Origin of the sequence: Plantibacter sp. CFBP 8775 (assembly GCF_014839505.1) — a bacterium.
Classification (GTDB): domain Bacteria; phylum Actinomycetota; class Actinomycetes; order Actinomycetales; family Microbacteriaceae; genus Plantibacter; species Plantibacter auratus.
Genome location: NZ_JACYNV010000002.1, coordinates 1,129,543 through 1,151,595 on the forward strand (window position 1 = coordinate 1,129,543; position 22,053 = coordinate 1,151,595).

Genomic DNA, 22,053 nt, shown 5'->3' on the forward strand with positions numbered 1-22,053 from the left:
CAGTCGTGCGCGATTCAGCGATCGCCGCAGCAAAAGAGAAAAGCACCGAAGAAATCTCCGGTGCTTCTCTCTTGAACAGCTGATCTGGTAGCAGGAGAGAGATTCGAACTCTCGACCTCACGATTATGAGTCGTGCGCTCTCACCAACTGAGCTACCCTGCCACGTCTCTCCGTATGCCGGCGAGAGCAGTGACGGAGAGAACGAGCCCCGAGCGGGACTTGAACCCGCGACCTCTTCCTTACCAAGGAAGTGCTCTACCACTGAGCTATCGGAGCGCGAACCAGACCGCTCACGCGGAAATGGCACCAGTAGAGACTAGCATCCCGCGAGGGGTGCTTCGTACACCGGATCGGGATCAGTTCGCGGCGAAGGTGTCCGCAGCGTGGACGACCTTCTGCAGGTACGACGCGGCCCCGTTGTACGACCCGATCGCCGCAATCCAGTCGGCTTCGATGCGGAGGTCCCGGCCGCCGTGGCACAGGTAGTGCGCTGCGGCGAGCGCCGCGTCGTCGATCTGCTGCGGGTCCGCGACGCCGTCGCCGTTCCCGTCCGCTCCCCACCGCTGCCAGGTGGGCGGGATGAACTGCATCGGGCCGACCGCGCGGTCCCATCTGGCGTCGCCGTCGAAGGCGCCGCGGTCCGTGTCGGTGACGGCGTCGAACTCGGTGCCGGTGAGCGCCGGGCCGACGATGGGTGGAACGGCCCGACCGGTGTCGTCGAGCGCACCACCGAAGATCGTGCCGTGGCCGGACTCGACGCTCCCGAGCGCAGCCAGGGTGTTCCAGGCGATCCCGCAGCCCGGCTGCGTCTCCGCGACGGCGAGCGCCGCACCGGCGTAGGCGACCATCGCCCGCTCGGGGATGCCGAGGCGGAGCGCCGTGGCCGTCGCCCAGGCACGGTCCACGCGGTCGGTGATCGCCGCCGGCGCTGTTCCAGCCGACCCCGCGGCGGGGATGCCCGGTCCCTCGACGGCAGCATGTGGCGCGGTTCCGAGGGTAGAGTCCCGTGCTTCCGCCCGACTGATGAGCTCCGGCCCCCAGACGACCGCTGCCACGATGACGGCGAGACCGACGATCGCGACCGCTCCGCCGGCGACGAGCCATCCCACACGGATGCCCGACCGACGGTTCCGGCGTTTCGGTGCGACGGGGCGCCGGGAGCCGTTGCGCGCGCCGGACGGCCGGGGCCGCGGCTTCCGCGTCGAGCGGGTGGCGCTGGTCGTGCGCCGTCCGGGCGCAGCGGTCTTGCGTTGTGGGGGCCGACGCGCACCATTCCCCTTCGCCGATGTCCCCACCGGTCCACCGTACCCGCGCGTCGGTCGGCGCCGTGCGCCGTGGGGTCAGTGCTCCGGCGCAGCCTTCCCGGCCTGCTTGGCCTGGCGCTTCGCCCGAAGGTCTTTCGCGACGGCGACGCCCTTCTTGGCGGCGGCGTTCGCCTTCGTGCTGGCGCGCTTCGCACCCTCGAACTCCGAGGCGAGGACGGCGAGCCCGCCGACGGCGATCAATGCTCCCGGTCCGGGGAGCGGGATCAGGGCCACGCCGAGGGCCACGGTGCCGCCGCCGACGACTCCGACGCCCGCCCGGTACACCCGGTTCGCGGTCGGATTCCGACGGATGATGCCACGCGTCGTCCGGGCCGCTGATCCGGCGATGCCTCCCGCCTGTGCGGCGACGCGCTTCGCCGTGCTGCGGGCCGAGCCGTCCGATTCCGTGGTCATCTCCCCACTCTACGGAGAGCGCGCAGCTCGGTGGCCGGGAATCCGGTCCGAATCGACGTGACTCCCGTGTGACCGAACCGACGTGAGCGCGGGGTGCCGGCGCGATCGCACCCCTCCGGAGCGCCGCGCTCGCCGCCATGCACCGCACTCGTGTCAGCGCACCGCGCTGGCCAGTCCACGAGCGGCGACAGGCCCCGTGAATGGCCTAGGGTAGCGACATGGACTCCGCCCTCCCGACCACGTCGGCGACCGCAGCTCAGCACGCCTCCCCCGCAGGAGGCTCCACCCCCGGTTCGGAGTGGTGGCGCTCCGCCGTCATCTACCAGATCTACCCGCGATCCTTCGCGGACGCGAACGGCGACGGCCTCGGCGACCTGCCCGGGATCACCTCCCGCCTCGGCGCCCTGCAGGAGCTCGGCGTCGACGCCATCTGGCTGTCCCCGTTCATGACGAGCCCGCAGAAGGACGCCGGCTACGACGTCGCCGACTACTGCGACGTCGACCCCATCTTCGGCACGCTCGCCGACTTCGACGCGATGACCGCCACTGCGCACGCTGCCGGCATCCGCGTCATCGTCGACCTCGTCCCCAACCACTCCTCGAGCGCCCACCGCTGGTTCCAGGAAGCCCTCGCGGCCGGGCCCGGCTCGGCGGAGCGCGCCCGGTACATGTTCCGCGACGGCAAGGGCGAGCACGGCGAGATCGCCCCCAACAACTGGGAGTCCGTCTTCGGCGGTCCGGCCTGGACGCGCGTCACCGAGGCCGACGGCACGCCCGGCCAGTGGTACCTGCACATCTTCGACTCCTCGCAGCCCGACTTCGACTGGACGAACCCGTGGGTCCGCGAGCAGTTCCGCGACATCCTCCGGTTCTGGCTCGACCGCGGCGTCGACGGGTTCCGCGTCGACGTGGCGCACGGCATGATCAAGGCCGATGGCCTGCCCGACTACACCCCACCGGCCGAGGGCGGCAGCATGGGTGGCGCCTCGGCGGGCGTCGCGCTCGAACCCGGCATCAGCACGGGGCCCGCCTCGTGGCCGGAGACCGCGCCCTACTGGGGTCAGGACGGCGTGCACGAGATCTACCGCGACTGGCACGAGCTCCTGGAGACGTACGACGGCGACCGTGTGCTGTGCGCCGAGGCCTGGGTCGACCCGCTCGACAAGATGGCCCTGTGGGTGCGCCCCGACGAGATGCAGCAGGCGTTCAACTTCCCGTACCTCGAGACCCCCTGGAATGCGGCGGACCTCAAGGCGGTCATCGGCGAGTCGCTGCGGGCGTTCGCGCAGGTCGGCGCTCCGAGCACGTGGGTGCTGTCCAACCACGACGTCGTCCGGCACGCGTCCCGCCTCGCGCTCACGGAGGAGAACCCCCAGGGCTACGGCGTCGGTCCGAACACCCCCGGCCAGCCGGATCGGGCGCTCGGGCTGCAGCGGGCCAGGGCGGCGACCGCCCTCATGCTGAGCCTGCCCGGCGGAGCGTACCTCTATCAAGGCGAGGAGCTCGGGCTCCCCGAGGTCATCGACCTGCCGGATGACGCCCGACAGGACCCGACGTGGTTCCGCACGAACCACGAGCGGTACGGCCGCGACGGCTGCCGCGTGCCGATCCCGTGGGAGGCCGGCCACCCGGCCTACGGCTTCAACACGACCGGCGAGTCCTGGCTGCCGCAGCCCGACGACTGGAACGACTACTCGCGCGACGCACAGGCCGGCATCCCCGGTTCGACCCTGGAGCTGTACCGCACGCTGCTCCGTCTGCGCCGCGAGCACACGCTGGGGCTCGGTTCGATCGCTTGGATCGAGGGGGCTCCCGACACCATCCTCGCGCTGACCAACGGCGCGGTCACGGTCGTCGCGAACACCGGTGCCGACGACATCGCCGTCCCCTCGTCGCTCGCGGACTCGTCCGTGCTCGTCGCGAGCGGACCCTTCGACGGCAGCACCATCCACGGCGACACGACGGTCTGGTTCACGACGCCGTCGACCCTGCCCGTCGGCTGAGACACTCCGCGGCCGGTGTGCCAGCGCGGTGCGCCGACGTGACCGCGGGCGTTTCGGCGCCGGCGCGGTGCACTGACGTGAGCGCGCCGGAATCGGCCCCACCGCGGGGCGTGCGCGTGAGCGCGCCCCTCTGGAGGGGCGCGCTCACGCCGTAGACCCGCGCTCGGGTCAGCGCACCGCGCTGGCCCGAGGGCCGTCAGGTCAGTGGTGGAGGATCGCGACCGCGTGGGCGCCGAGCCGGAGTGATCCGTCCGTCGTGACGACCTCACCGAAGCTGTCGAGGAGTTCGCCGACCCGCAGTGCGAGCTCGACCGGTTCCGTCCCGAAGTTGACCGCCAGGGTGGCCGAGCCACGACGCAGGACGAACGAGCCGGTCGCCTCGTCGACGATCGCCGTCGTGTCGGCGAAGGCCGGATCGGTGAACGCCGGGACCGTCCGTCGCAGCTCGATCACCCGTCGGTACCAGGTCAGCAGCGCCGCGTGCCGTCCACCGGATCGCTCCGACCAGTCGAGCACCGACCGACGATAGGTCTCGGGATCCTGCGGATCCGGCACGTCGGCCTCGTTCCAACCCATCCGGGCGAACTCGGCGATCCGGCCCTTCGCCGTCGCCTCACCGAGCTCGGGCTCCGGGTGCGAGGTGAAGAACTGCCAGGGCGTGGAGGCGGCCCACTCCTCCCCCATGAACAGCATCGGGGTGAACGGCCCCAGCAGCGTGACGGCGGCGGCGATGGCGAGTTGCCCGTCGTCGAGCGTCGCGGCCAGCCGGTCGCCTGTCGCCCGGTTCCCGATCTGGTCGTGGTTCTGGTCGGACACGACGAGCCGCCAGCTCGGCGTCCGTTCGAGGTCGATGCGGCGGCCGTGGTGGCGCTTGCGGAAGCTCGACCACGTGCCGTTGTGGAAGAACCCCTCCTCCATGACCTTGCCGAGTGCACCGAGCGGCGCGAAGTCGGCGTAGTAGCCGGACACCTCGCCGGTGAGCGCGACATGGAGCGCGTGGTGGAAGTCGTCGCTCCACTGCGCGTCGAGGCCGTACCCGCCAGCACCGCCGGGGCCCCGGGGCGTGATGAGCTTCGGGTCGTTCAGATCCGACTCGGCGATCAGCGTGAACGGCCGGTCGAGGTCGGCGCTGAGCGCATCGACCGCGGCGTCGAGTTCCTCGAGGAGGTGGATCGCACGGGTGTCGTGCAGGGCGTGAACCGCATCGAGGCGCAGGCCGTCCACCCCGTACTCCTCGAACCACAGCAGCGCGCTGTCGATGATGTACCGACGCACCTCGTCGGAGTCCGGCCCGTCGAGGTTGAGGCTGTCGCCCCAGGTGTTGCCGGCGCCGTCCGCTAGGTAGGGGCCGAAGCGGGGCAGGACGTTGCCGGAGGGACCGAGGTGGTTGTACACGACGTCCTGGATGACGGCGAGCCCGCGCTCATGGCACGCGGCGACGAAGCGACGGTAGCCGTCCGGTCCGCCGTAGGCCTCGTGGACCGCCGACCAGAAGACGCCGTCGTAGCCCCAGTTCCAGACACCGTTGAACGCGTTGACCGGCAGGATCTCGACGGCGTCGACACCGAGCTCGACCAGGTCGTCGAGCCGTTCGATCGCGCCGTCGAAGGTGGCGGCCTCGGTGAAGGTGCCGATGTGGAGTTCGTAGAGCACGGCACCGATGAGCGAGCGACCCCGCCAGCCGGTCCCGTCGCACGGCACGGGGTCGGATGCGACGACGCGGGACGGGCCGTGGACGCCCTCCGGCTGCCGACGCGAGCGCGGATCGGCGAACGGACCCTCACCGTCGACGAGGTAGCGGTAGTCGCTGTCGACGACCGCCGCGCGGGGCTCGGCACCGTCGAGCGCGATCCACCACCCCTCGGCGACGTCGCGGTCCATCGGGTGCTGCTCACCGCCCAGGACGAGGTCGACGCGCTGGGCCTCGGGTGCCCAGACGCGGAACCCGTCGGCCGGACTCGTGGTGCTGGTCGTCATCGTGCTCACTCCTCGCTCGCGGCCTCGGCCGCATCGTCGGGCCGTGTGAGGACGGCGACGGGATACTGCTCCAGCAGCGCCGCGAGGCGGACCTCGCCGCCCTGCAACTCACGGCCGGTCAGCACGTCGACGAGCCGGCCTTCCGGCAGGGTGACCGTGGTCGACTTCCAGCCACCGTGCTCCGCGAGCCGGAGCGAGAGCCGGGTCGCGACCGTGGTCACGCCACCGCGCGAGAACGCGACGACGTGGTCGGCGGCCGGTCCGTCCGCCCCGATGGGCGTGTACTCGGTGAAGCGCGACGGGTGCTCCCGTCGCAGGCGGAGGAGCCGGCTGGTCACGAGGAGCTTCGCCGCTCCGTCCGCGTCGACCGGCGGCAGCCAACCCTCGTCGAGACGGGCGAGCACCGCGCGACGCTCGGCGTAGTCGACCGGGCGACGGTTGTCGGGGTCCACGAGCGATCGGTCCCAGAGCTCACTGCCCTGGTACACGTCCGGCACGCCCGGCATCGTCAGCTGGATCGCCTTGGCGACCAGGCTGTTCGACCATCCGGCCGCCTCGACGTCCGCGACGGCGTCGAGCAGCGCGGCGTTCGCGCGACGGCTGTCGTACAGTCCGTCGACTGCCGCATGCAGAGCGGCCTCGAACGTCTCGTCCGGTGCGGTCCAGGTGGTCGAGTCGCCGGCCTCACGGGCGGCCTTCTCGACGTAGGCGTGCAGTCGTTCGCGCTCGATCGGCCACGCACCGACGGCTGCCTGCCAGACCAGCTGCTCGAGCTGCCGGTCGGGGAAGCCGTTCGAGGTGTGGAGGGCGACGGCGTGCTCAGCCCACCGGTCCGCGACCTCGCTCAGGGCGTCGATGCGGGCACGGACGTCCTCGCTGCGCTTCGTGTCATGCGTGCTGAGCGTCGTCATCGACGACGGCCATTCCGCCTGCCGCCGTGCCTGGCGGTGGTGGAATTCGGCGACGCTGATGTCGGTCTCGGCGGGGTCGCCGCCGACCTCGGTCAGTGAGGTGAGCGCCGTGTAGCGGTAGAACGCGGTGTCCTCGACGCCCTTCGCCATCACCATGCCCGAGGTCTGCTGGAACCGCGCGGCGAGCGGATCGGTCGAGCTGCGCAGGCGGGGAGCCAACGCGGCGAAGGCGTCGGCGAGCTCAGGCCGACGGGTCTCCGCCTCGTCGAGTGCCGCGTCCAGGTACTCGTCGCCGAGCGGCAGGTAGGAACGGTAGACGGGGAACGCGGTCAGGATCTCGGCGAGCGCGTCGACGGCGTCCGGCACCTCGGGGACGAGCCTCGCGAGGCGTCGGACCTCGGAGCCGAGGATCCCGTCGGCGATGCCCCGTTTCGTGGTGTGTACGAGGTCGTCCCAGGCGTCGCGCGTCAGCTCGACCCCAGCGAGCTGACCGAGCGTGGGCAGGCCGTCCGGGTCGACGAGCACGCGGTCGACGTCGCCCAGGGCGTCGTAGCCGGTGGTGCCGAGCGTGGCCCACTCGGCCGGCAGGTCCTCTTCGCCCTCAAGGATCTTCTCCACCCAGATGGGTGCTCCACCGATGCGTTTGGACAGTCGATCGAGGTAGGCACCGGGGTCGAGGAGTCCGTCCGGGTGGTCCACGCGGATCCCGTCGGCGAGGCCGTCGTCGAACCAGCGACCGATCTCGACGTGCGAGCCGTCGAAGACCGCCGGGTCCTCGACCCGGATCGCGGCGAGCGTGTTGACGGCGAAGAACCGTCGGTAGTTCAGCTCGCTGTCGGCGCGGCGCCAGTTGACGAGTTCGTAGTGCTGCCGGTCGTGCACCTCGCGCGGGCTCGCGTCGTCGTCGGCCGTCCCGGGAGCGATGGGCAGTCGGTGGTCGAAGTAGCGCAGTTCGCCGTCCTCGGTGCTGAGGTCGTCGAGCGCACTGCGGCCGTCCTCGTCGTCGCCGAGGATCGGGACGCGGATCCGACCGTCGCCAGCCTCCCAGTCGACGTCGAACGCGGCCGCGTGTTCTGCCTCCCGACCGTGCTGGAGCAGGTCCCACCACCAGGCGTTCTCGACCGGTGTCGCGACGCCCATGTGGTTGGGGACGGTGTCGATGAGGACGCCGAGGCCCGCCGCGTGGGCGGCTTCGGCGAGCGCCGTGAGCCCGTCGGCACCGCCGCGTTCCGGGTCGACCTCGGTGTGGTCGACGACGTCGTAGCCGTGGGTGGATCCGGGTTCCGCGCGGAGGATCGGCGACAGGTAGACCCAGTCGGCGCCGAGGGCCTGGAGGTAGTCGACGAGCGCCGCGGCGTCCTGCAGCCGGAAGTCGGCGGTCAGTTGGAGGCGGTAGGTCGAGACGGGCACAGCGGAACGCTGTGGCCCCCGGCCGGACACGGTGGTCATGATGCGACCCCCGACCGCAGGAGGGTGAAGGAGGTCCCCTGCACGATCACCGTCGTCGACCCCTCGGCGAGCATCTGTTCCGGGTCGCTCGACTCGACGAGCGCCCATGGCAGGCCGGGAGCCTTCGGCAGGCTGAACTCCACGCCGTTCTCGGCCGCGTTGAGCAGCAGGGCGAACGAGGCCGATCCGGCGTGACGGAACACGAAGGTGATCGAGCGGGCGTCGGGGTTGTCCCAGTCCTCGTCGGCGAAGGGTTCGTCGTCGGACCGGGTGATGAAGACCCGGTCGTCGGCTTTGGAGCCCGGCCCCTGGCGGAACCAGTCGGGTCGCAGCGCCGGCTCGGCGAGGCGCAGGGCGATCAGCCGCTTCGTGAAGCCGAGCAGGTCGTGGTCGGCGTGCTCCCAGTCGAACCACGACACCTCGTTGTCCTGGCAGTACGCGTTGTTGTTGCCGCCCTGGGTGCGGGCGATCTCGTCGCCGCCGAGGATCATCGGGACACCGGCCGACAGCAGGACCGTCGCGAGGAAGTTGCGACGCTGGCGATCGCGGCGCGCGTTCACGGCGGGGTCGTCCGTCGGGCCCTCCGCACCGTTGTTGCTGGAGCGGTTGTCACTCTCACCGTCGTTGTTGTCCTCGCCGTTCGCCGCGTTGTGCTTCATCGAGTACGCCGTGAGGTCGGCGAGGGTGAAGCCGTCGTGCGCGGTGACGAAGTTGACGCTGGACAGCGGCGAGCGCCGGGACGCCTCGTAGACGTCGGGGCTGCCGAGGACGCGCTGCGACATGGTGCCGAGCACGCTGTCGGCGCCGTTCCAGAAGTCGCGCACGTCGTCGCGGAACTTCCCGTTCCACTCGGACCAGCTCGCGGGGAAGCCACCGACCTGGTAGCCCGCGGTGTCCCATGGCTCCGCGATCATCTTGATCGGGGCGAGGACCGGGTCCTGCTCGATGAGCGACAGGAACGCGCTGTGGATCTCGGCGGAGCCGTCCTGGCGGGTGAGCGTCGTCGCGAGGTCGAAGCGGAAGCCGTCGACGTGCATCTCGGTCACCCAGTAGCGCAGGGAGTCCATGATGAGGCCGAGCGCCGCAGGGTGTCCGACGTTGACGCTGTTGCCCGTGCCCGTGGTGTCGAAGTAGTGCTCACGGTCTTCGTCGACGAGACGGTAGTAGGCCGCGTTGTCGATGCCCTTGAACGACAGGGTCGGGCCCATGTGGTTGCCCTCGGCCGTGTGGTTGTAGACGACGTCGAGGATGACCTCGAGGCCGGCCGCGTGCATCGCCTTGACCATGGCCTTGAACTCGTCGACCTGCCCACCGGCGTCGCCGGCGGCCGCGTACTCGCCGTGCGGGGCGAAGAAGCCGATGGAGTTGTAGCCCCAGTAGTTGCGCAAGCCCTTCTCCTCGAGGTGGCTGTCCTGCACGAACTGGTGCACCGGGAGGAGTTCGACCGCGGTCACGCCGAGGTCGGTGAGGTAGCGGATGGCAGCCGGGTGGGCGAGGCCGGCGTAGGTGCCGCGGATCTCCTCGGGCACCTCGGCGAGCTGCTTGGTGAAGCCCTTCACGTGGACCTCGTACACGATCGTCTCGGCGAGCGGGATGCGCGGAGCGACGTCCTGGCCGTCGGCGTCCCAGTCGAACGAGGACGGGTCGGTGACCACGCCGAGCGCGACGTGGCCTGCGGAGTCGGTGTCGTCCATCGTCTCCGGTGCGTCCAGCCGGTGGCTGAACTGCGCCTGGCCGAGGTCGTAACGCCCCGTGACCGCCGTCGCGTGCGGGTCGAGCAGCACCTTCGCCGGGTTGTGGCGGAGACCGTTCGCGGGGTCCCACGGACCGTCAACGCGGATGCCGTACCGCGTCCCGGGGACGAGGCCCTCCACCAGCCCGTGGAACACATGTCCGGTGCGCTGTTCGAGGCGCGTCTGCTGCTCCTCGCCGCCCTCGGGGAAGATGCACACGGTGACGGCGTCGGCGGTCTCCGAGTAGATGGCGACGTTCGCACCATCGCCCCGAAGGGTGACGCCGAGCGGATAGGGGGTCGAGAGCGTCATGGCGCCCTTTCACTCGAAGGGATCGATCGTTGTTGAGACGGTACACCGGCCGGATGACTTCCCCGGATCCGGGCGAAACGTGGTAATGGGCCGATCAGAACGCGAAGATGCCGATCGCGACACCGATGGCGAGCCCCGCGGCGGCCGTCGCGGCGGCGAGGAGCAAGGCGATCCGCGGGTCGACGCCCTGGTCGACGACGAGGCCGAGGCGCGCACGCACCCGACGGACCCGGCGGACGCGGGACTCCGACCAGATCTCGCGCAGGCTGGCCGCGACCTCGTGGGCGGCGGGTCGGTCCTCCGGCTTGCGGGCGGTCATCGACCGCAGCAGCGGGTGCCAGGCGGCGGGGAGCTCGGGCGGGATCACCGGGTCACGGTGCAGGCGTGCGATGGCGGCCTCGACGAGACCGCCGTCGAACTCCCGGCGCCCGGTGACGGCCTCGAGCAGGACGAGTCCGAGCGAGTAGATGTCCGTCTCGGTGCCGACGGTGTCGCCGAGCGCCTGCTCGGGCGAGAGGTAGGACGCCGTGCCGGAGATGGCCTCGGTGTTCGTGAGGCGCGACCCGCCCACGAAGTGCGCGATCCCGAAGTCGGACAGCTTCACGAGGTTCGCGTGGCCGAACGCGGCGATGTCGCTGAAGAGCATGTTGTCGGGCTTGATGTCGCGGTGCACGATCGACCGCGTGTGGATGAAGGACAGCGCGTCGGCGACCTGCGCACCGAGGGCGGCTGCGTCACGCGGGAGCATCGGGCCGGCCTGCAGCTTGTCGGTGAGCGTGGCGCCCGGGATGTACTCCATGACGAGGAACCGGTGCTCGACGCCGCGGTGGACGACGGAACCGGAGTCGTAGAGCTCGACGAGGCCCGGGTGGCGGAGTTCCCCGAGCAGACGGATCTCCCGCTCCTGACGCAGCCGGTCGTTCGCGGTCGCGGCCTCGTCGCGGAAGAGCTTCACGGCGACGGGGCGCGAGAGCAGCTCGTCGCGTGCGCGGTAGACGTTGGCGGACCCGCCGGAGCCGAGCTGCTCACCGATGCTGTAACGCCCGTTCGACAGGCTGACGCCGGTGACGACCGTCTCGGTGTGCTCGGTGAACATCGCAGCTGGATCGGTGATCGATCCGGCGTGTGCCGGCGGTCGGTGCAGGGAGTCGCTCACGGCCGCCCCCTTCACGGTGCAGTCGATGTTGGCCGCGCCACCGTGTTCTCGGCAGGCTGTTCCAGCAACCACGTTACAAGGCGTTCGTCGTTCAGGCGGATTCGTGTCGGAGTGTTGAGAACGGCTAGCGCACCTGGTAGGCGTCTGCAAGACCCCGATGCTCCCTTGCGGGCCCCGAACCGCGACGAGGACCATGGAGAGGGCCGGGGAACCCGGGCCGAGTCGTCTGCTGCGAGGAGCACCCATGTCCACTGTCGCTGAAACCGTCGTCGCCACCCTCCAGGCCAGCGGTGTACAACGCGTCTACGGCCTCCCCGGCGACTCCCTGAACGGCTTCACCGATGCTCTCCGCTCCTCCGGCGGCATCGACTGGGTGCACGTGCGCCACGAGGAGGCGGCCGCCTTCGCCGCGGCGGCGGAAGCGGAGCTGACCGGCGAGCTGGCGGTCGTCGCGGCGAGCTGCGGCCCCGGCAACCTCCATCTCATCAACGGTCTCTTCGACGCGAACCGTTCGCGGGTACCGGTGCTCGCGATCGCCGCGCACATCCCGAGTTCGGAGATCGGCAGCACCTACTTCCAGGAGACCCACCCCCAGGAACTGTTCCGGGAGTGCAGCGTCTACGTCGAGCTCGTGTCCGTCCCGGAGCAGCTGCCGCGGGTGCTCGAGATCGCGATGCGCACCGCCGTCGAGCGCCGCGGCGTCGCCGTCGTCGTCGTGCCGGGCGACGTCATGCTGCAGCGGGCCGTGAGCGAGCACGTCTCCGCCATCCGTGCCACGCAGCCTCGGATCCTGCCGTCGGAGCACGAGCTCGACGAGGCCGCACGCATCCTCAACGCCGGCAAGCGCGTGACGATCCTGGCGGGTGCGGGCGTCGCGGGCGCCCACGCGCAGCTCATCGACACGGCCGACGCCCTCGCAGCGCCGATCGTGCACGCCCTCCGGGGCAAGGAGCACGTCGAGTACGACAACCCGTTCGACGTCGGCATGACCGGCCTCCTCGGATTCGCCAGCGGCTACCACGCGATGCTGTCGTGCGACGTCCTCCTCATGCTCGGCACCGACTTCCCCTACCCGCAGTTCTTCCCCGAGGATGCGACCGTCATCCAGGTCGACATCCGTGGTGAGCAGATCGGGCGCCGACACCCGGTGGACCTCCCACTCGTCGGCACCGTCCGCGACACCCTCGACGCGCTGCTGCCGAAGCTCGAGCGCAAGACCCACCGCAAGCACCTCGAGGAGTCCCTCAAGCACTACCGCAGCTCGCGGAAGGGGCTCGACGATCTGGCGACGGCCGACCACGACGGCCAGGCGATCCACCCGCAGTACCTCGCCAAGGTCGTCGACGAACTGGCGACGGACGACGCCGTGTTCATCCCCGACGTCGGCTCCCCCGTCGTCTGGGCCTCGCGCTACCTCACCATGAACGGACGGCGTCGACTCATCGGATCGTTCAGCCACGGCAGCATGGCGAACGCCGTCTCCCACGGGCTCGGCGCGCAAGCCTCGCACCCGGGTCGTCAGGTCGTCGCGCTCGCGGGCGACGGTGGACTCACCATGCTGCTCGGCGAGCTCATCTCACTCACGCAGAACAAGCTGCCCGTGAAGATCATCGTGATCAACAACTCCTCGCTCAACTTCGTGGAGCTCGAGATGAAGGCGGCCGGGTTCGTCAACTACGGTACCGACCTCGAGAACCCCGACTTCGCGCGGGTGGCTGAGGGCATGGGCATCCACGGCGAACGCGTCGAGCGGGCCAGCGAGTTGGAGGCTGCCATCCGTCGGGCCTTCGAACACGACGGTCCGGCGCTCGTCGACGTCGTGACCGCCAGGCAGGAGCTGTCGATCCCGCCGACGATCACGGCCGAGCAGATGAAGGGGTTCACCCTGTACGCGTTGCGCACCGTCATGTCGGGCCGCGGCGATGAACTGCTCGACCTCGCGAACACGAACCTGCTGCGCCGCATCCTGCCCGGTCACTGAGCGACAGCCGGATTCCCCGCGGCCCCCGGATTCCCCCGCGGTATCCAGAGACCGCCGGGTAGACTCGTCTACCGTGTCCAGACTTCTCGTTACCGGCGGCGCCGGATTCATCGGCTCGAACTTCGTCCACTACGTCCTGAACAACACCGATCACTCGGTGACCGTCCTCGACAAGATGACCTATGCGGGCAACCGCGCCTCACTCGACGGCCTCCCGGCCGATCGTTTCGAGCTCGTCGTCGGCGACATCCAGGACGCGACGCTCGTCGACGAGCTCTTCGCACGTCACGACGCCGTCGTGCACTACGCGGCGGAGTCGCACAACGACAACTCCCTCCACGACCCGCGCCCGTTCCTCGACACGAACATCATCGGCACGTACACGCTGCTCGAGGCGGCTCGCAAGCACGGGACGCGGTTCCACCACATCTCGACCGACGAGGTCTACGGCGACCTCGAACTCGACGACCCGGAGCGCTTCACCGAGCAGACGCCGTACAACCCGTCGAGCCCGTACTCCTCGACGAAGGCCGGCAGCGACCTCCTCGTCCGCGCGTGGGTGCGTTCCTTCGGCGTCAAGGCAACGATCTCGAACTGCTCGAACAACTACGGTCCGTACCAGCACGTGGAGAAGTTCATCCCGCGCCAGATCACGAACGTGCTCGGCGGTGAGCGCCCGAAGCTGTACGGCACGGGCGAGAACGTGCGCGACTGGATCCACGCGAACGACCACTCGTCCGCCGTCCTCACGATCCTCGACAAGGGGGTCATCGGCGAGACGTACCTCATCGGTGCCGACGGCGAGAAGAACAACAAGGACGTCGTCGAGCTCATCCTCACCCAGCTCGGTCAGCCGGCGGACGCCTACGACCACGTGAACGACCGTCCCGGCCACGACCTCCGCTACGCGATCGACTCGTCGAAGCTGCGCACGGAGCTCGGCTGGACCCCGGCGTTCAGCGACTTCGAGGCCGGCCTCGCCGACACGATCGCCTGGTACCGCGACAACGAGTCGTGGTGGAAGCCGCAGAAGGCCGCCACCGAGGCGAAGTACCAGGAGCAGGGTCAGTAACCCTCCGACACCGTCACGAAGGCCCGTCCGGCAGCAGCCGGGCGGGCCTTCGTCGTTCCGTGCCCGGCGCCTTGAGCCTCAAGACCCGGCCCCTGAGCTCCCACCACCCGCCCCTCTCAGCCCCATCACCGGCCCCGAGCCCCCGCCCCAGTCCCTGAGCCTGTCGAAGGGCGGCGCACCCCGTGGGTACTTCGACAAGCTCAGTGACCGACGGAAGTACCCCGTACCACGAGGGCCCCATCCCCGCCCCGGAGAACCCTCACGGTCCCTGAAGCCCCAACACCGGTCCCTGAGCCTGTCGAAGGGCACCCGCCCTCGGGGTGACACAAGACTGCCCCGCCCGGAGTCGGGCGAGGCAGTCGAAGCGTTCGGGTTGCGCGGCGTCAGTCGACGTTCGCGTAGAGCCATTCGAGCGGGTCGACCCAGGTGACGCCGTCGAGTCGGATCTCGAAGTGGAGGTGCGGGCCCGTGGACATGCCCGTGCTGCCGGTGAGGCCGAGGATGGTGCCGACCTTGATCGCCTGCCCCTCGACGACGCGGACCGAGCCGTGCTGCATGTGCGCGTAGACGCTCGAGACGAGGCGGCCGTTGATGGTGTGGTCGACGATGACGTTGACGCCGAGCGAGCCTTCACCGTCTTCGACGTGGCGGACGACGCCGTCGGCGATGACCTGGATGGGCGCGCCGTTGCCGGGGTTGAAGTCCTGGCCGTGGTGGTCGCTGGAGCACCCGGCGCAGTCGCGGGCACCGAAGCGGTCGCCGATGGTGACCCCGACCGCGAACGGCCACTGGATGGTCCCGTTCGGGTTGTTGGTGAAGGTGTTCGCCGGGCGGATACCCATCGCGGCGGCGGCTTCCTCGACGGTGCTCGTCGTGTAGTCGTCGCGGGTGAAGGTCAGCTCTGCCGAACCCTCGCTGTCGAGCGACTGCGAGGCCTGGTTGCTCAGCCCGTTGCCGTCGCCGAGCTCGGCCTGCGAGGCCTCGGCCACCGAGGTCGCGACGTCTTCAGCGGTGAGCAGCGCGTTGGCGGGCACCGAGGTGGCCACGGCCATGAGGGCGACGAAGCCCATCGCGGCACCCGCGAAGATCTTGGTGGTGATGCGACGCTTGCGCGCGATCGTCGTCGGGCGGGGCGACGCCGGTGCGGCAGCCGGGCGGGACGATGCGCGGGGCTTCGAGACCGGCTTCGGTGCAGCGGCTCGGCGCGCACGGGGGGCGTCGACCGTGGACGCGTCGACCGCCACGGTGATGGACTCGGTGGCCGGAGCGGAGTCGGAAGCCACGGCCGGTTCGGTGATGAGCGGCTCTGCCTCGACCGGCGCGATGTCGGCGACGTCGGTGGTGTGCACGGCGTCGATCGCCTCCGCGATCATCTGGTCGACCGGATCGATGGCCGCGGCCGTCTCCTCCTGGTCGGTGCTGGCCTCGTGCGTCGGGTCCTGCAGCACGGACTCCTGGTGCTCCAGTGCGGCCGCCGCCTGACGCTCACGTTCGCGGAGTTCACGGCGGCTGAGCGGCGGCGTCTGCGGGGATGCAGCGTCGTGCTCGACAGACGTGTTCTGCGGGTCCTGAGGGTCGGGAAGCACAGGGGTGTCCTCAGGGCTGGCATGGCGTGACAAGGGGGCGGGGGCCTTTCAATGGGGCTGGCAGGAAGGTCTCGACGTCCATCCGCGCGGGGGAACGCGAAGGTAACGAATGCATAAATGCTAGCAACGGGAGGCTGAAAAAGCCATGGCAGTGCTCGGTTTTATCCGAGAAAGTCCTGGTCAGAGGCCATATGAGAGTTCTCTTATGAACGAGTCGTCACCGGAGCGTTACCGCGAGCGGCGGCGGCGCGCATGGAGTTTCAGCCGATCGGCGTCGCGAAGCCCTGCTCGACAAGGAGCCGTTCGAGGACCGCGAGCAGCGGCGCATCGGCGGCCATGATGAGCTGTGTGGTGGCCGGAGCACCGTCGAAGCCGGCGACCGTCGCGCCCGCCTCGGCGGCGATGAGCGCGCCCGCGACCTGGTCCCACGGCTTCAGGCCGCTCTCGTAGTAGGCGTCGAGGCGGCCGGACGCGACGCTGCAGAGGTCGAGTGCAGCGGAGCCGATCCGACGGACGTCGCGGAAGGTCCCGAGGAGGGCGCCGAGCACGGCAGCCTGTTCCATGCGCCGCGAGGCGGTGTAGGAGAAACCGGTGCCGAGGAGAGCCACGTTCGGGGCCACGCCTTGGTTGACCTCGAGGGCGCGGCCGTTCAGTCGTGCTCCCCCGCCGCGGGAGGCGGTGTAGTGCTCGCCCAGGACCGGGTTCACCACGGCTCCGGCGAGGGCGGTCCAGGTGGCCGGGTCCGGTTCGCCTTCGACGACGCCGATGCTGACGGCGTACGCCGGGATGTCGTAGAGGTAGTTGACGGTGCCGTCGATGGGGTCGACGACCCAGGTCAGGCCGGAGGTCCCCGTCGCGCCGCCCTCCGCGCCGGTCTCCTCGCCGAGGAATCCGTCGTCTGGTCGTGCTGCGAGGAGGCGCTCGCGGATGAACTGCTCGGACTCGCGGTCGGCTCGGGTCACGACGTCCTCGACCGACGACTTGCTCGCGGCGATCTCGACGCCCTCACGGCGTCGGCGCAGGATCAGCTCGCCGGCCTCAGCGGCGATGTCGGTGGCGATCTGGAGGAGTTCTTCGTGTCCGGTCACCCCACCACCCTATGGCGACCCCTGCCGCCCTTCGACATGTCGACGGGCTCAGTGCGGTGCAGCTCAGGAACCGAAGCGAACCCGGGCACACCTCCTCCGCAAACCGACCCGGCGCGACCCGAGCACCCTTCGACAAGCTCAGGGACCGAAGCGTTCCAGGCACACCTCTCCCCGCTCACCGAGGCAGCGCAACCCGAGTGCCCTTCGACAAGCTCAGGGACCGGTGTCTCCCGGGCACGCCTCCCCCGGTCACTGAGCCTGTCGAAGTGCCCACAAGGAACCCTCACCGTTCCGGGCACACCTCTCCCGGTCACTGAGGCAGCGCACCCCGAGTGCCCTTCGACAAGCTCAGGGACCGGTGCCTCCCGGGCACGCCTCCCCCGGTCACTGAGCCTGTCGAAGTGCCCCCGAAAAACCCTCATCGTTCCGGGCACACCTCTTCCGGTCACTGAGCCTGTCGAAGTGCGCACGAGGATGCCTCATCGTTCCGGGCACACCTGTCCCGGTCACTGAGCCTGTCGAAGTGCCCACGAGAAACCCTTCGACAGGCTCTGGGACCGGCGGAGGTCAGAACGGCGCGGGGTCCGATTCCGTCCGATGGCGCTTCCCGTCGGGTGTCGTCCACTCGAGGACCCCGCCTGGGCCGTGGTCGAGGTTCCATCCGGGGAGGTGTTTCATACGGTGGTGATGTCGGCAGAGACAGGCGAGATTGCCGACATCCGTCGTGCCGCCGTCTTCCCAGGCGACCGAATGGTCGAGGTCACAAGCCCTGGCGCGTCGACCGCAACCGGGCGCCCGACAGGTGCCGTCTCGGAGGCGCACCGCGCGCTGGAGGTCGGCCGGAACGCGGTACTGGCCGCGCCCGACCGACAAGACCGCGCCGGTTTCCGGTTGGACGAGGATCCGGGTGAAGCTGGGCGCGTTCACCGCGATGCGGGCCGCAGTCTCCGGGTCGATCGGGCCGTAGCCGTCGAGCGTCGCCGGGGCATCGCTCACACCGGCCATACTGAGCGCCGGAACCGTGATCTGCACCGTCGGCTTGATGTGCTCCTGGACCTCGATCGGGTGCGGGAGCACCGGGCTCGACATGACGTCGTCGGGCGTGACACCGGTGAGCGCGACCGCAGCGAGCGCGTCGGCCTGCAGTTGGGCGCACGTGCGGGCGTCGCCAGCGGCGCGCGACTCGGCCGCAGCCGCTTCGACGCGCTCGATGATGCCCTGCGCGATCGGCGCGGCGGTGAACAGGTGCACCCAAGCCATGCCGTCGGCGGCCGGTTCGAACTCGACCCGGCGGTCGGCTTCGGAGCGGACCGCTCGGGCGGTGATCGACTCGGGGTGGAGCCGTTCGCGCAGGACGCGGGCGCGTCTCCGCAGGTTTGCGTTGGTCAGCTGCTCCGCGGCCGGCAGCACAGCCTCGAGGAACGCCGACCGCCCTGCGGTCGGCACGTCGCTGAGTTGGTCGATGATCGTCTGCGCGTGCCGGGCCGAGATGCGCCCGGCTTCGAGCGAGGCCAGCACGGCCGGAGCATCATTCACGAGGCGCTCGGCGTCGTTCGTCGCGCGCTGGACGGTCTGCTCGGGCGTGCGGGTTGCCATGGCGAGGGCTGCGCAGGTGGAGCGGCGGGAGAGCGCCTGCCGCTCAGCGGGCGGGAAGATCGCCGGGACCGTGGCGTCGGCGAACGCGTCGGCGTAGGCGGCAGATCGAGCAAGGAGTCGGGCCTCCTCGGCGTCCAGGTTGGCGCGACGCCGCTGGATGTCCGCGTAGTGATCCGAGAACTCCGCGAGACGCGCGGCGTATTCGTCGCTCGCGCGGATCGCGGTGAGGGTGGCCTCGGTCATGACTCCAGTCCACCATGGACCACTGACATTCCAGCTGCTGAGTTGTGTCGGCTGTGGAAGTCTCCTCGTGTGCCCTTCGACAAGCTCAGGGACCGAAGAAGGCAAGCCGGATTCGTGAGGTTCTCCGCGGGCCCTTCGACAAGCTCAGGGACCGGAGAGGGTTGATCAGGGACCAGAGGAGGCATCCCGGGTCCGTGGGGTTCTCCGTGCACCCTTCGACAAGCTCAGGGATCGAAGAAGGTTGATCAGGGACCGGGAAAGGCATGCCGGATCCGCCAGGCCTTCCGCGCGCCCTTCAACAAGCTCAGAGACGGGGAGGGACGCCCGCCCGACTCTCGCCGGCACGGCGAAAAATCGCCCCATCCGAGGATGAGGCGATTTGTCCGTGGCGAGTGAGGGATTCGAACCCCCGAAGGCTGAGCCGTCTGATTTACAGTCAGATCCCTTTGGCCGCTAGGGTAACTCGCCAAGCGCGCCCGACCGACTTTCGAACAGCCAACCGAAAGCGCTTGACCAATATAGCCGTCAGACCGCCGGACGCGAAATCAGCATCGGCATCCGTCACCGGGCCGCTCAGCGCTCGTCGGACGGCACGGCCTCGGCGTACTCGTTCGCCGCGGCGGCGACCCGGCGAAGGTACTCGGGTGACGAGTTGTACGCCCGGATCCCGCTCAGCCAGCCGTCCTCCGTCCGCATGTCGTAGTCGCTCGCCCGGCAGAGGTAGTTCGCGGCCGCCATCGCCGCGTCGTCGAGGTTCTGCGGGTCGAGCACGCCGTCACCGCTCGCGTCGGTCCCCCAGTTCTCCCACGACTGCGGGATGAACTGGAACGGCCCGACGGCACGGTCATGGACCGGGTCGCCGTCGATGACCCCCTGGTCGGTGTCGGTGATCTCCTCGGTCTCGCCACCCTTCAGCGGCACACCGAAGATCGGCGGCGTCACGACACCGTCCTCGCCGAGCTTCGAGCCGTCGTGGCGACCGTGGTCGCTCTCGGCGAACCCGACGGCCGCGATCGTCGTCCAGCCGATACCGCACTCCGGCGTCAGCTCGGCCTTGCGGATGGCGGCACCGGCATAGGAACGCAGGGCGCGCTCGGGGATGCCACTCGCCTCGGCGACCTCGGTGATCCACTGGGAGTCGGCGAGGTCGACGTTCGCGACACCGCCGTCAGGGGCGTCGCTCTTCGGCGGGAGCTCGACGGGGACCGCATACGGGACGGGGTCCGGCTCGGGAGCGCAACCGCTCAACACGAGCACACCGATCGCCAGGGTCGCTCCGGCGAGCGCCCCTCGTCGTCCGACGATGGTCCGCTGGTCCTGCTTCACCGGGCTGCGCATCGCACCCACCCAACCACACCTGCCTGAGCGACACCGGCGCTACCATGGTCCACATGGCAGATTCATCGTTTGACGTCGTGAGCAAGGTCGACAAGATGGAGGCGGACAACGCCCTCAACCAGGCGCACAAGGAGGTCGAGCAGCGGTACGACTTCAAGAACGTCGGTGCCTCGATCGCCTGGAGCGGCGAGAAGATCCTCATGAAGGCCAACACCGAGGAGCGCGTGAAGGCGATCCTCGACGTCTTCGAGTCCAAGCTCATCAAGCGCGGCATCTCGCTCAAGAGCCTCGAGGTCGGCGACCCGTTCGCGAGCGGCAAGGAGTACCGGATCGAGGCGACCCTCAAGGAGGGCATCAGCCAGGAGATCGCGAAGAAGGCCAACAAGCTCATCCGCGACGAGGGCCCGAAGTCGGTCAAGTCGCAGATCCAGGGCGACGAGCTCCGCGTCTCGTCGAAGAGTCGTGACGATCTCCAGGCCACCATGGCGCTGCTCAAGGGTGCCGACCTCGACATCGACCTCCAGTTCGTCAACTACCGCTAGCGGGCCGGACGCGGTCGATCACCTCGATCGCGTCATGATCGGTCCCCGCACCACTCTCTTCACCGGAGCACCCGCACGAGCGGGCTCGATGGTTGGAGTGGAGCAGTGGATCACCAGAGACCCGCGGACGGGTCGCATCTCGAACTCTTCCGGACCTCGCGCGCGGGCCAGGAGGTCGGTGTCCCGTGTTGGTGCGCGATCGGCGCGAATCACAGCTACGCCGACTGGCTCGCCGCCGGCCGACCGGATCCGCGGCGTCCGATGGGCTCGCGACGGCGCCTCCCGCCCGCTGAACGCTAGCGGTCGACGGCCGGCGGCTTCGTGAGGTAGCCACGTCCCCACGCGACGATCTGCTCGAACGCACGCTGTCGGACGGGCTCCTCGGACAGGAAGACGTCGTGCAGGGCGCCGTCGAGGCGCACGATCGTGACGGTCTCGCCGAGATCGAGTGCGCGTTCCGCGACCGCGTCGACGTCGAGCGCCGTGTCACTGCGCATCATCGCGTCGTTCCACCGCGGCAGCAGGACACTCCGCGCCGACAGCAGCGTGAGTGCCGGCACACGCAGCTGCAGGCCCGCGTCGACGAGCCGATGCCCTCGCAGGATCGCGTTCAACCATCCCGGATGCAACGGGAAGCCGTGGAGCGGACGCCAGGCGAAGTCGTAGTCCCAGGCGCCGTCCATCGTGCTCGACACGGAGCGGGTGTAGAACCCGAGGTCGACGACAGGGAGCTGCGCACGTGGGTCGATCCGCGATCCGGCTTGGACGAGCGGGGCGATCGCGAGCCGCCCGAGCTGCCTCGCCTGGAATTCGAGCCATGGACTGTTCAGCACGAGACCGGCGACGCGATCCTGGTTCCGGGCCGTCCAGAGACTCAGGGTGAGCCCGCCGGTCGAGTGGCCGAGGAGGACGAGTCGGCGGCGGGTCCGACGCCCGGCAGCGTGGTCCTCGGGGCCGTGCCCCATCACCGCGAGCGCGGCCTCGATGTCCTCGTCATAAGTGCGGAGGTCGTCGACGTATCCCGGCGTCTGGTGCGGGCGGAGGCTCCGGCCGTACTTGCGCAGGTCGAGCGCGTAGAACCGCGCGCCGAGCCTGGCCCAGAATCGAGCCAGATGACGTTGGAAGAAGTAGTCGGACCAGCCGTGGACGTACAGGACGTCGATGCCGTCCGCGACGTCGGGCAGCAGGAACTCACCGAGCTGCTCGAGGGGCGGTATGCGGTAGCGGACGAGGGTCGCGACGACGTCGCCCTCGTCATCCGGTTCGAGGGCCAGCGTGCGCTGCTGGAAACCCTCGCCGAGGATGTCGGCGGTCCACCCGCGAGATCCGGCCATACGGCCACGTTACC

General features: G+C 69.8%; 15 protein-coding genes and 3 tRNA genes. 4 read left to right on the top strand and 14 right to left on the bottom strand.

Translation table 11 applies throughout. The features are described from left to right. Positions 1–85 precede the first annotated feature (85 nt). The 4 genes from IFR14_RS17645 to IFR14_RS17660 form a co-directional block, all read right to left on the bottom strand. Positions 86–162, bottom strand: a tRNA-Met gene (locus IFR14_RS17645). 42 nt (positions 163–204) lie between these two features. Further along, a tRNA-Thr gene (locus IFR14_RS17650) sits at positions 205–276 on the bottom strand. Positions 277–356: 80 nt separating this feature from the next. Then, complete coding sequence (locus IFR14_RS21270) at positions 357–1,109, bottom strand: lytic transglycosylase domain-containing protein (RefSeq protein ID WP_342365733.1); 753 nt, start codon at positions 1,107–1,109, stop codon at positions 357–359. Between the two features lie 231 nt (positions 1,110–1,340). Next, on the bottom strand, positions 1,341–1,718 hold the full coding sequence (locus IFR14_RS17660; protein WP_191941791.1) for a PGPGW domain-containing protein: 378 nt from the start codon (positions 1,716–1,718) through the stop codon (positions 1,341–1,343). A gap of 218 nt (positions 1,719–1,936) precedes the next feature. On the opposite strand from IFR14_RS17660, the gene IFR14_RS17665 reads away from it, so the two are divergent. Then, positions 1,937–3,721, top strand: coding sequence for a glycoside hydrolase family 13 protein (locus IFR14_RS17665; RefSeq protein WP_191941792.1), 1,785 nt, complete (start codon positions 1,937–1,939; stop codon positions 3,719–3,721). 201 nt (positions 3,722–3,922) lie between these two features. Here IFR14_RS17665 and treZ read toward each other — a convergent pair whose 3' ends face one another. The 4 genes from treZ to IFR14_RS17685 form a co-directional block, all read right to left on the bottom strand. Next, complete coding sequence (gene treZ / locus IFR14_RS17670; RefSeq protein ID WP_191941793.1) at positions 3,923–5,698, bottom strand: malto-oligosyltrehalose trehalohydrolase; 1,776 nt, start codon at positions 5,696–5,698, stop codon at positions 3,923–3,925. Positions 5,699–5,703: 5 nt separating this feature from the next. Then, positions 5,704–8,058 (bottom strand): malto-oligosyltrehalose synthase, encoded by a 2,355-nt coding sequence (treY, locus tag IFR14_RS17675; protein ID WP_191941794.1) that lies wholly within the window; start codon positions 8,056–8,058, stop codon positions 5,704–5,706. After that, positions 8,055–10,103 (bottom strand): glycogen debranching protein GlgX, encoded by a 2,049-nt coding sequence (gene glgX, locus IFR14_RS17680; protein ID WP_191941795.1) that lies wholly within the window; start codon positions 10,101–10,103, stop codon positions 8,055–8,057. Before glgX ends, treY begins: the two co-directional genes overlap by 4 nt. A 94-nt stretch (positions 10,104–10,197) precedes the next feature. Continuing rightward, positions 10,198–11,259, bottom strand: coding sequence for a serine/threonine-protein kinase (locus IFR14_RS17685; protein ID WP_159453425.1), 1,062 nt, complete (start codon positions 11,257–11,259; stop codon positions 10,198–10,200). A 244-nt stretch (positions 11,260–11,503) separates the two neighbouring features. On the opposite strand from IFR14_RS17685, the gene poxB reads away from it, so the two are divergent. Together poxB and rfbB are read left to right on the top strand one after the other, a co-directional pair. Next, positions 11,504–13,240 (top strand): ubiquinone-dependent pyruvate dehydrogenase, encoded by a 1,737-nt coding sequence (gene poxB, locus IFR14_RS17690; RefSeq protein WP_191941796.1) that lies wholly within the window; start codon positions 11,504–11,506, stop codon positions 13,238–13,240. A 73-nt stretch (positions 13,241–13,313) separates the two neighbouring features. Then, a complete protein-coding gene (rfbB, locus tag IFR14_RS17695; RefSeq protein WP_071258697.1) occupies positions 13,314–14,312 on the top strand; it encodes a dTDP-glucose 4,6-dehydratase in 999 nt (332 codons plus the stop codon). Positions 14,313–14,695: 383 nt separating this feature from the next. Here rfbB and IFR14_RS21495 read toward each other — a convergent pair whose 3' ends face one another. The 5 genes from IFR14_RS21495 to IFR14_RS17720 all read right to left on the bottom strand — a co-directional run bounded on the left by IFR14_RS21495 (position 14,696) and on the right by IFR14_RS17720 (position 20,163). Next, entirely contained in the window at positions 14,696–15,898 is a 1,203-nt protein-coding gene (locus IFR14_RS21495; protein WP_191941797.1) for a peptidoglycan DD-metalloendopeptidase family protein, read from the bottom strand. 260 nt (positions 15,899–16,158) lie between these two features. Next, positions 16,159–16,986: an inositol monophosphatase gene (locus IFR14_RS17705; protein WP_191941798.1), complete on the bottom strand. Its 828-nt coding sequence runs from the start codon at positions 16,984–16,986 to the stop codon at positions 16,159–16,161. A 567-nt stretch (positions 16,987–17,553) separates the two neighbouring features. Further along, on the bottom strand, positions 17,554–18,825 hold the full coding sequence (locus IFR14_RS17710) for an HNH endonuclease signature motif containing protein (RefSeq protein WP_191941799.1): 1,272 nt from the start codon (positions 18,823–18,825) through the stop codon (positions 17,554–17,556). 386 nt (positions 18,826–19,211) lie between these two features. Further along, positions 19,212–19,293: transfer RNA gene (locus IFR14_RS17715), tRNA-Tyr, on the bottom strand. A gap of 105 nt (positions 19,294–19,398) precedes the next feature. Beyond that, positions 19,399–20,163, bottom strand: a complete 765-nt coding sequence (locus IFR14_RS17720; protein ID WP_124767385.1) for a lytic transglycosylase domain-containing protein — start codon at positions 20,161–20,163, stop codon at positions 19,399–19,401. Positions 20,164–20,216: 53 nt separating this feature from the next. Here IFR14_RS17720 and IFR14_RS17725 point away from each other — a divergent pair, with 53 nt between their 5' ends. Further along, a complete protein-coding gene (locus tag IFR14_RS17725) occupies positions 20,217–20,705 on the top strand; it encodes a YajQ family cyclic di-GMP-binding protein (RefSeq protein ID WP_056014685.1) in 489 nt (162 codons plus the stop codon). Between the two features lie 296 nt (positions 20,706–21,001). On the opposite strand, the gene IFR14_RS17730 is transcribed toward IFR14_RS17725, so the two are convergent. After that, positions 21,002–22,039: an alpha/beta hydrolase gene (locus IFR14_RS17730; protein ID WP_191941800.1), complete on the bottom strand. Its 1,038-nt coding sequence runs from the start codon at positions 22,037–22,039 to the stop codon at positions 21,002–21,004. Between the last annotated feature and the right edge of the window lie 14 nt (positions 22,040–22,053).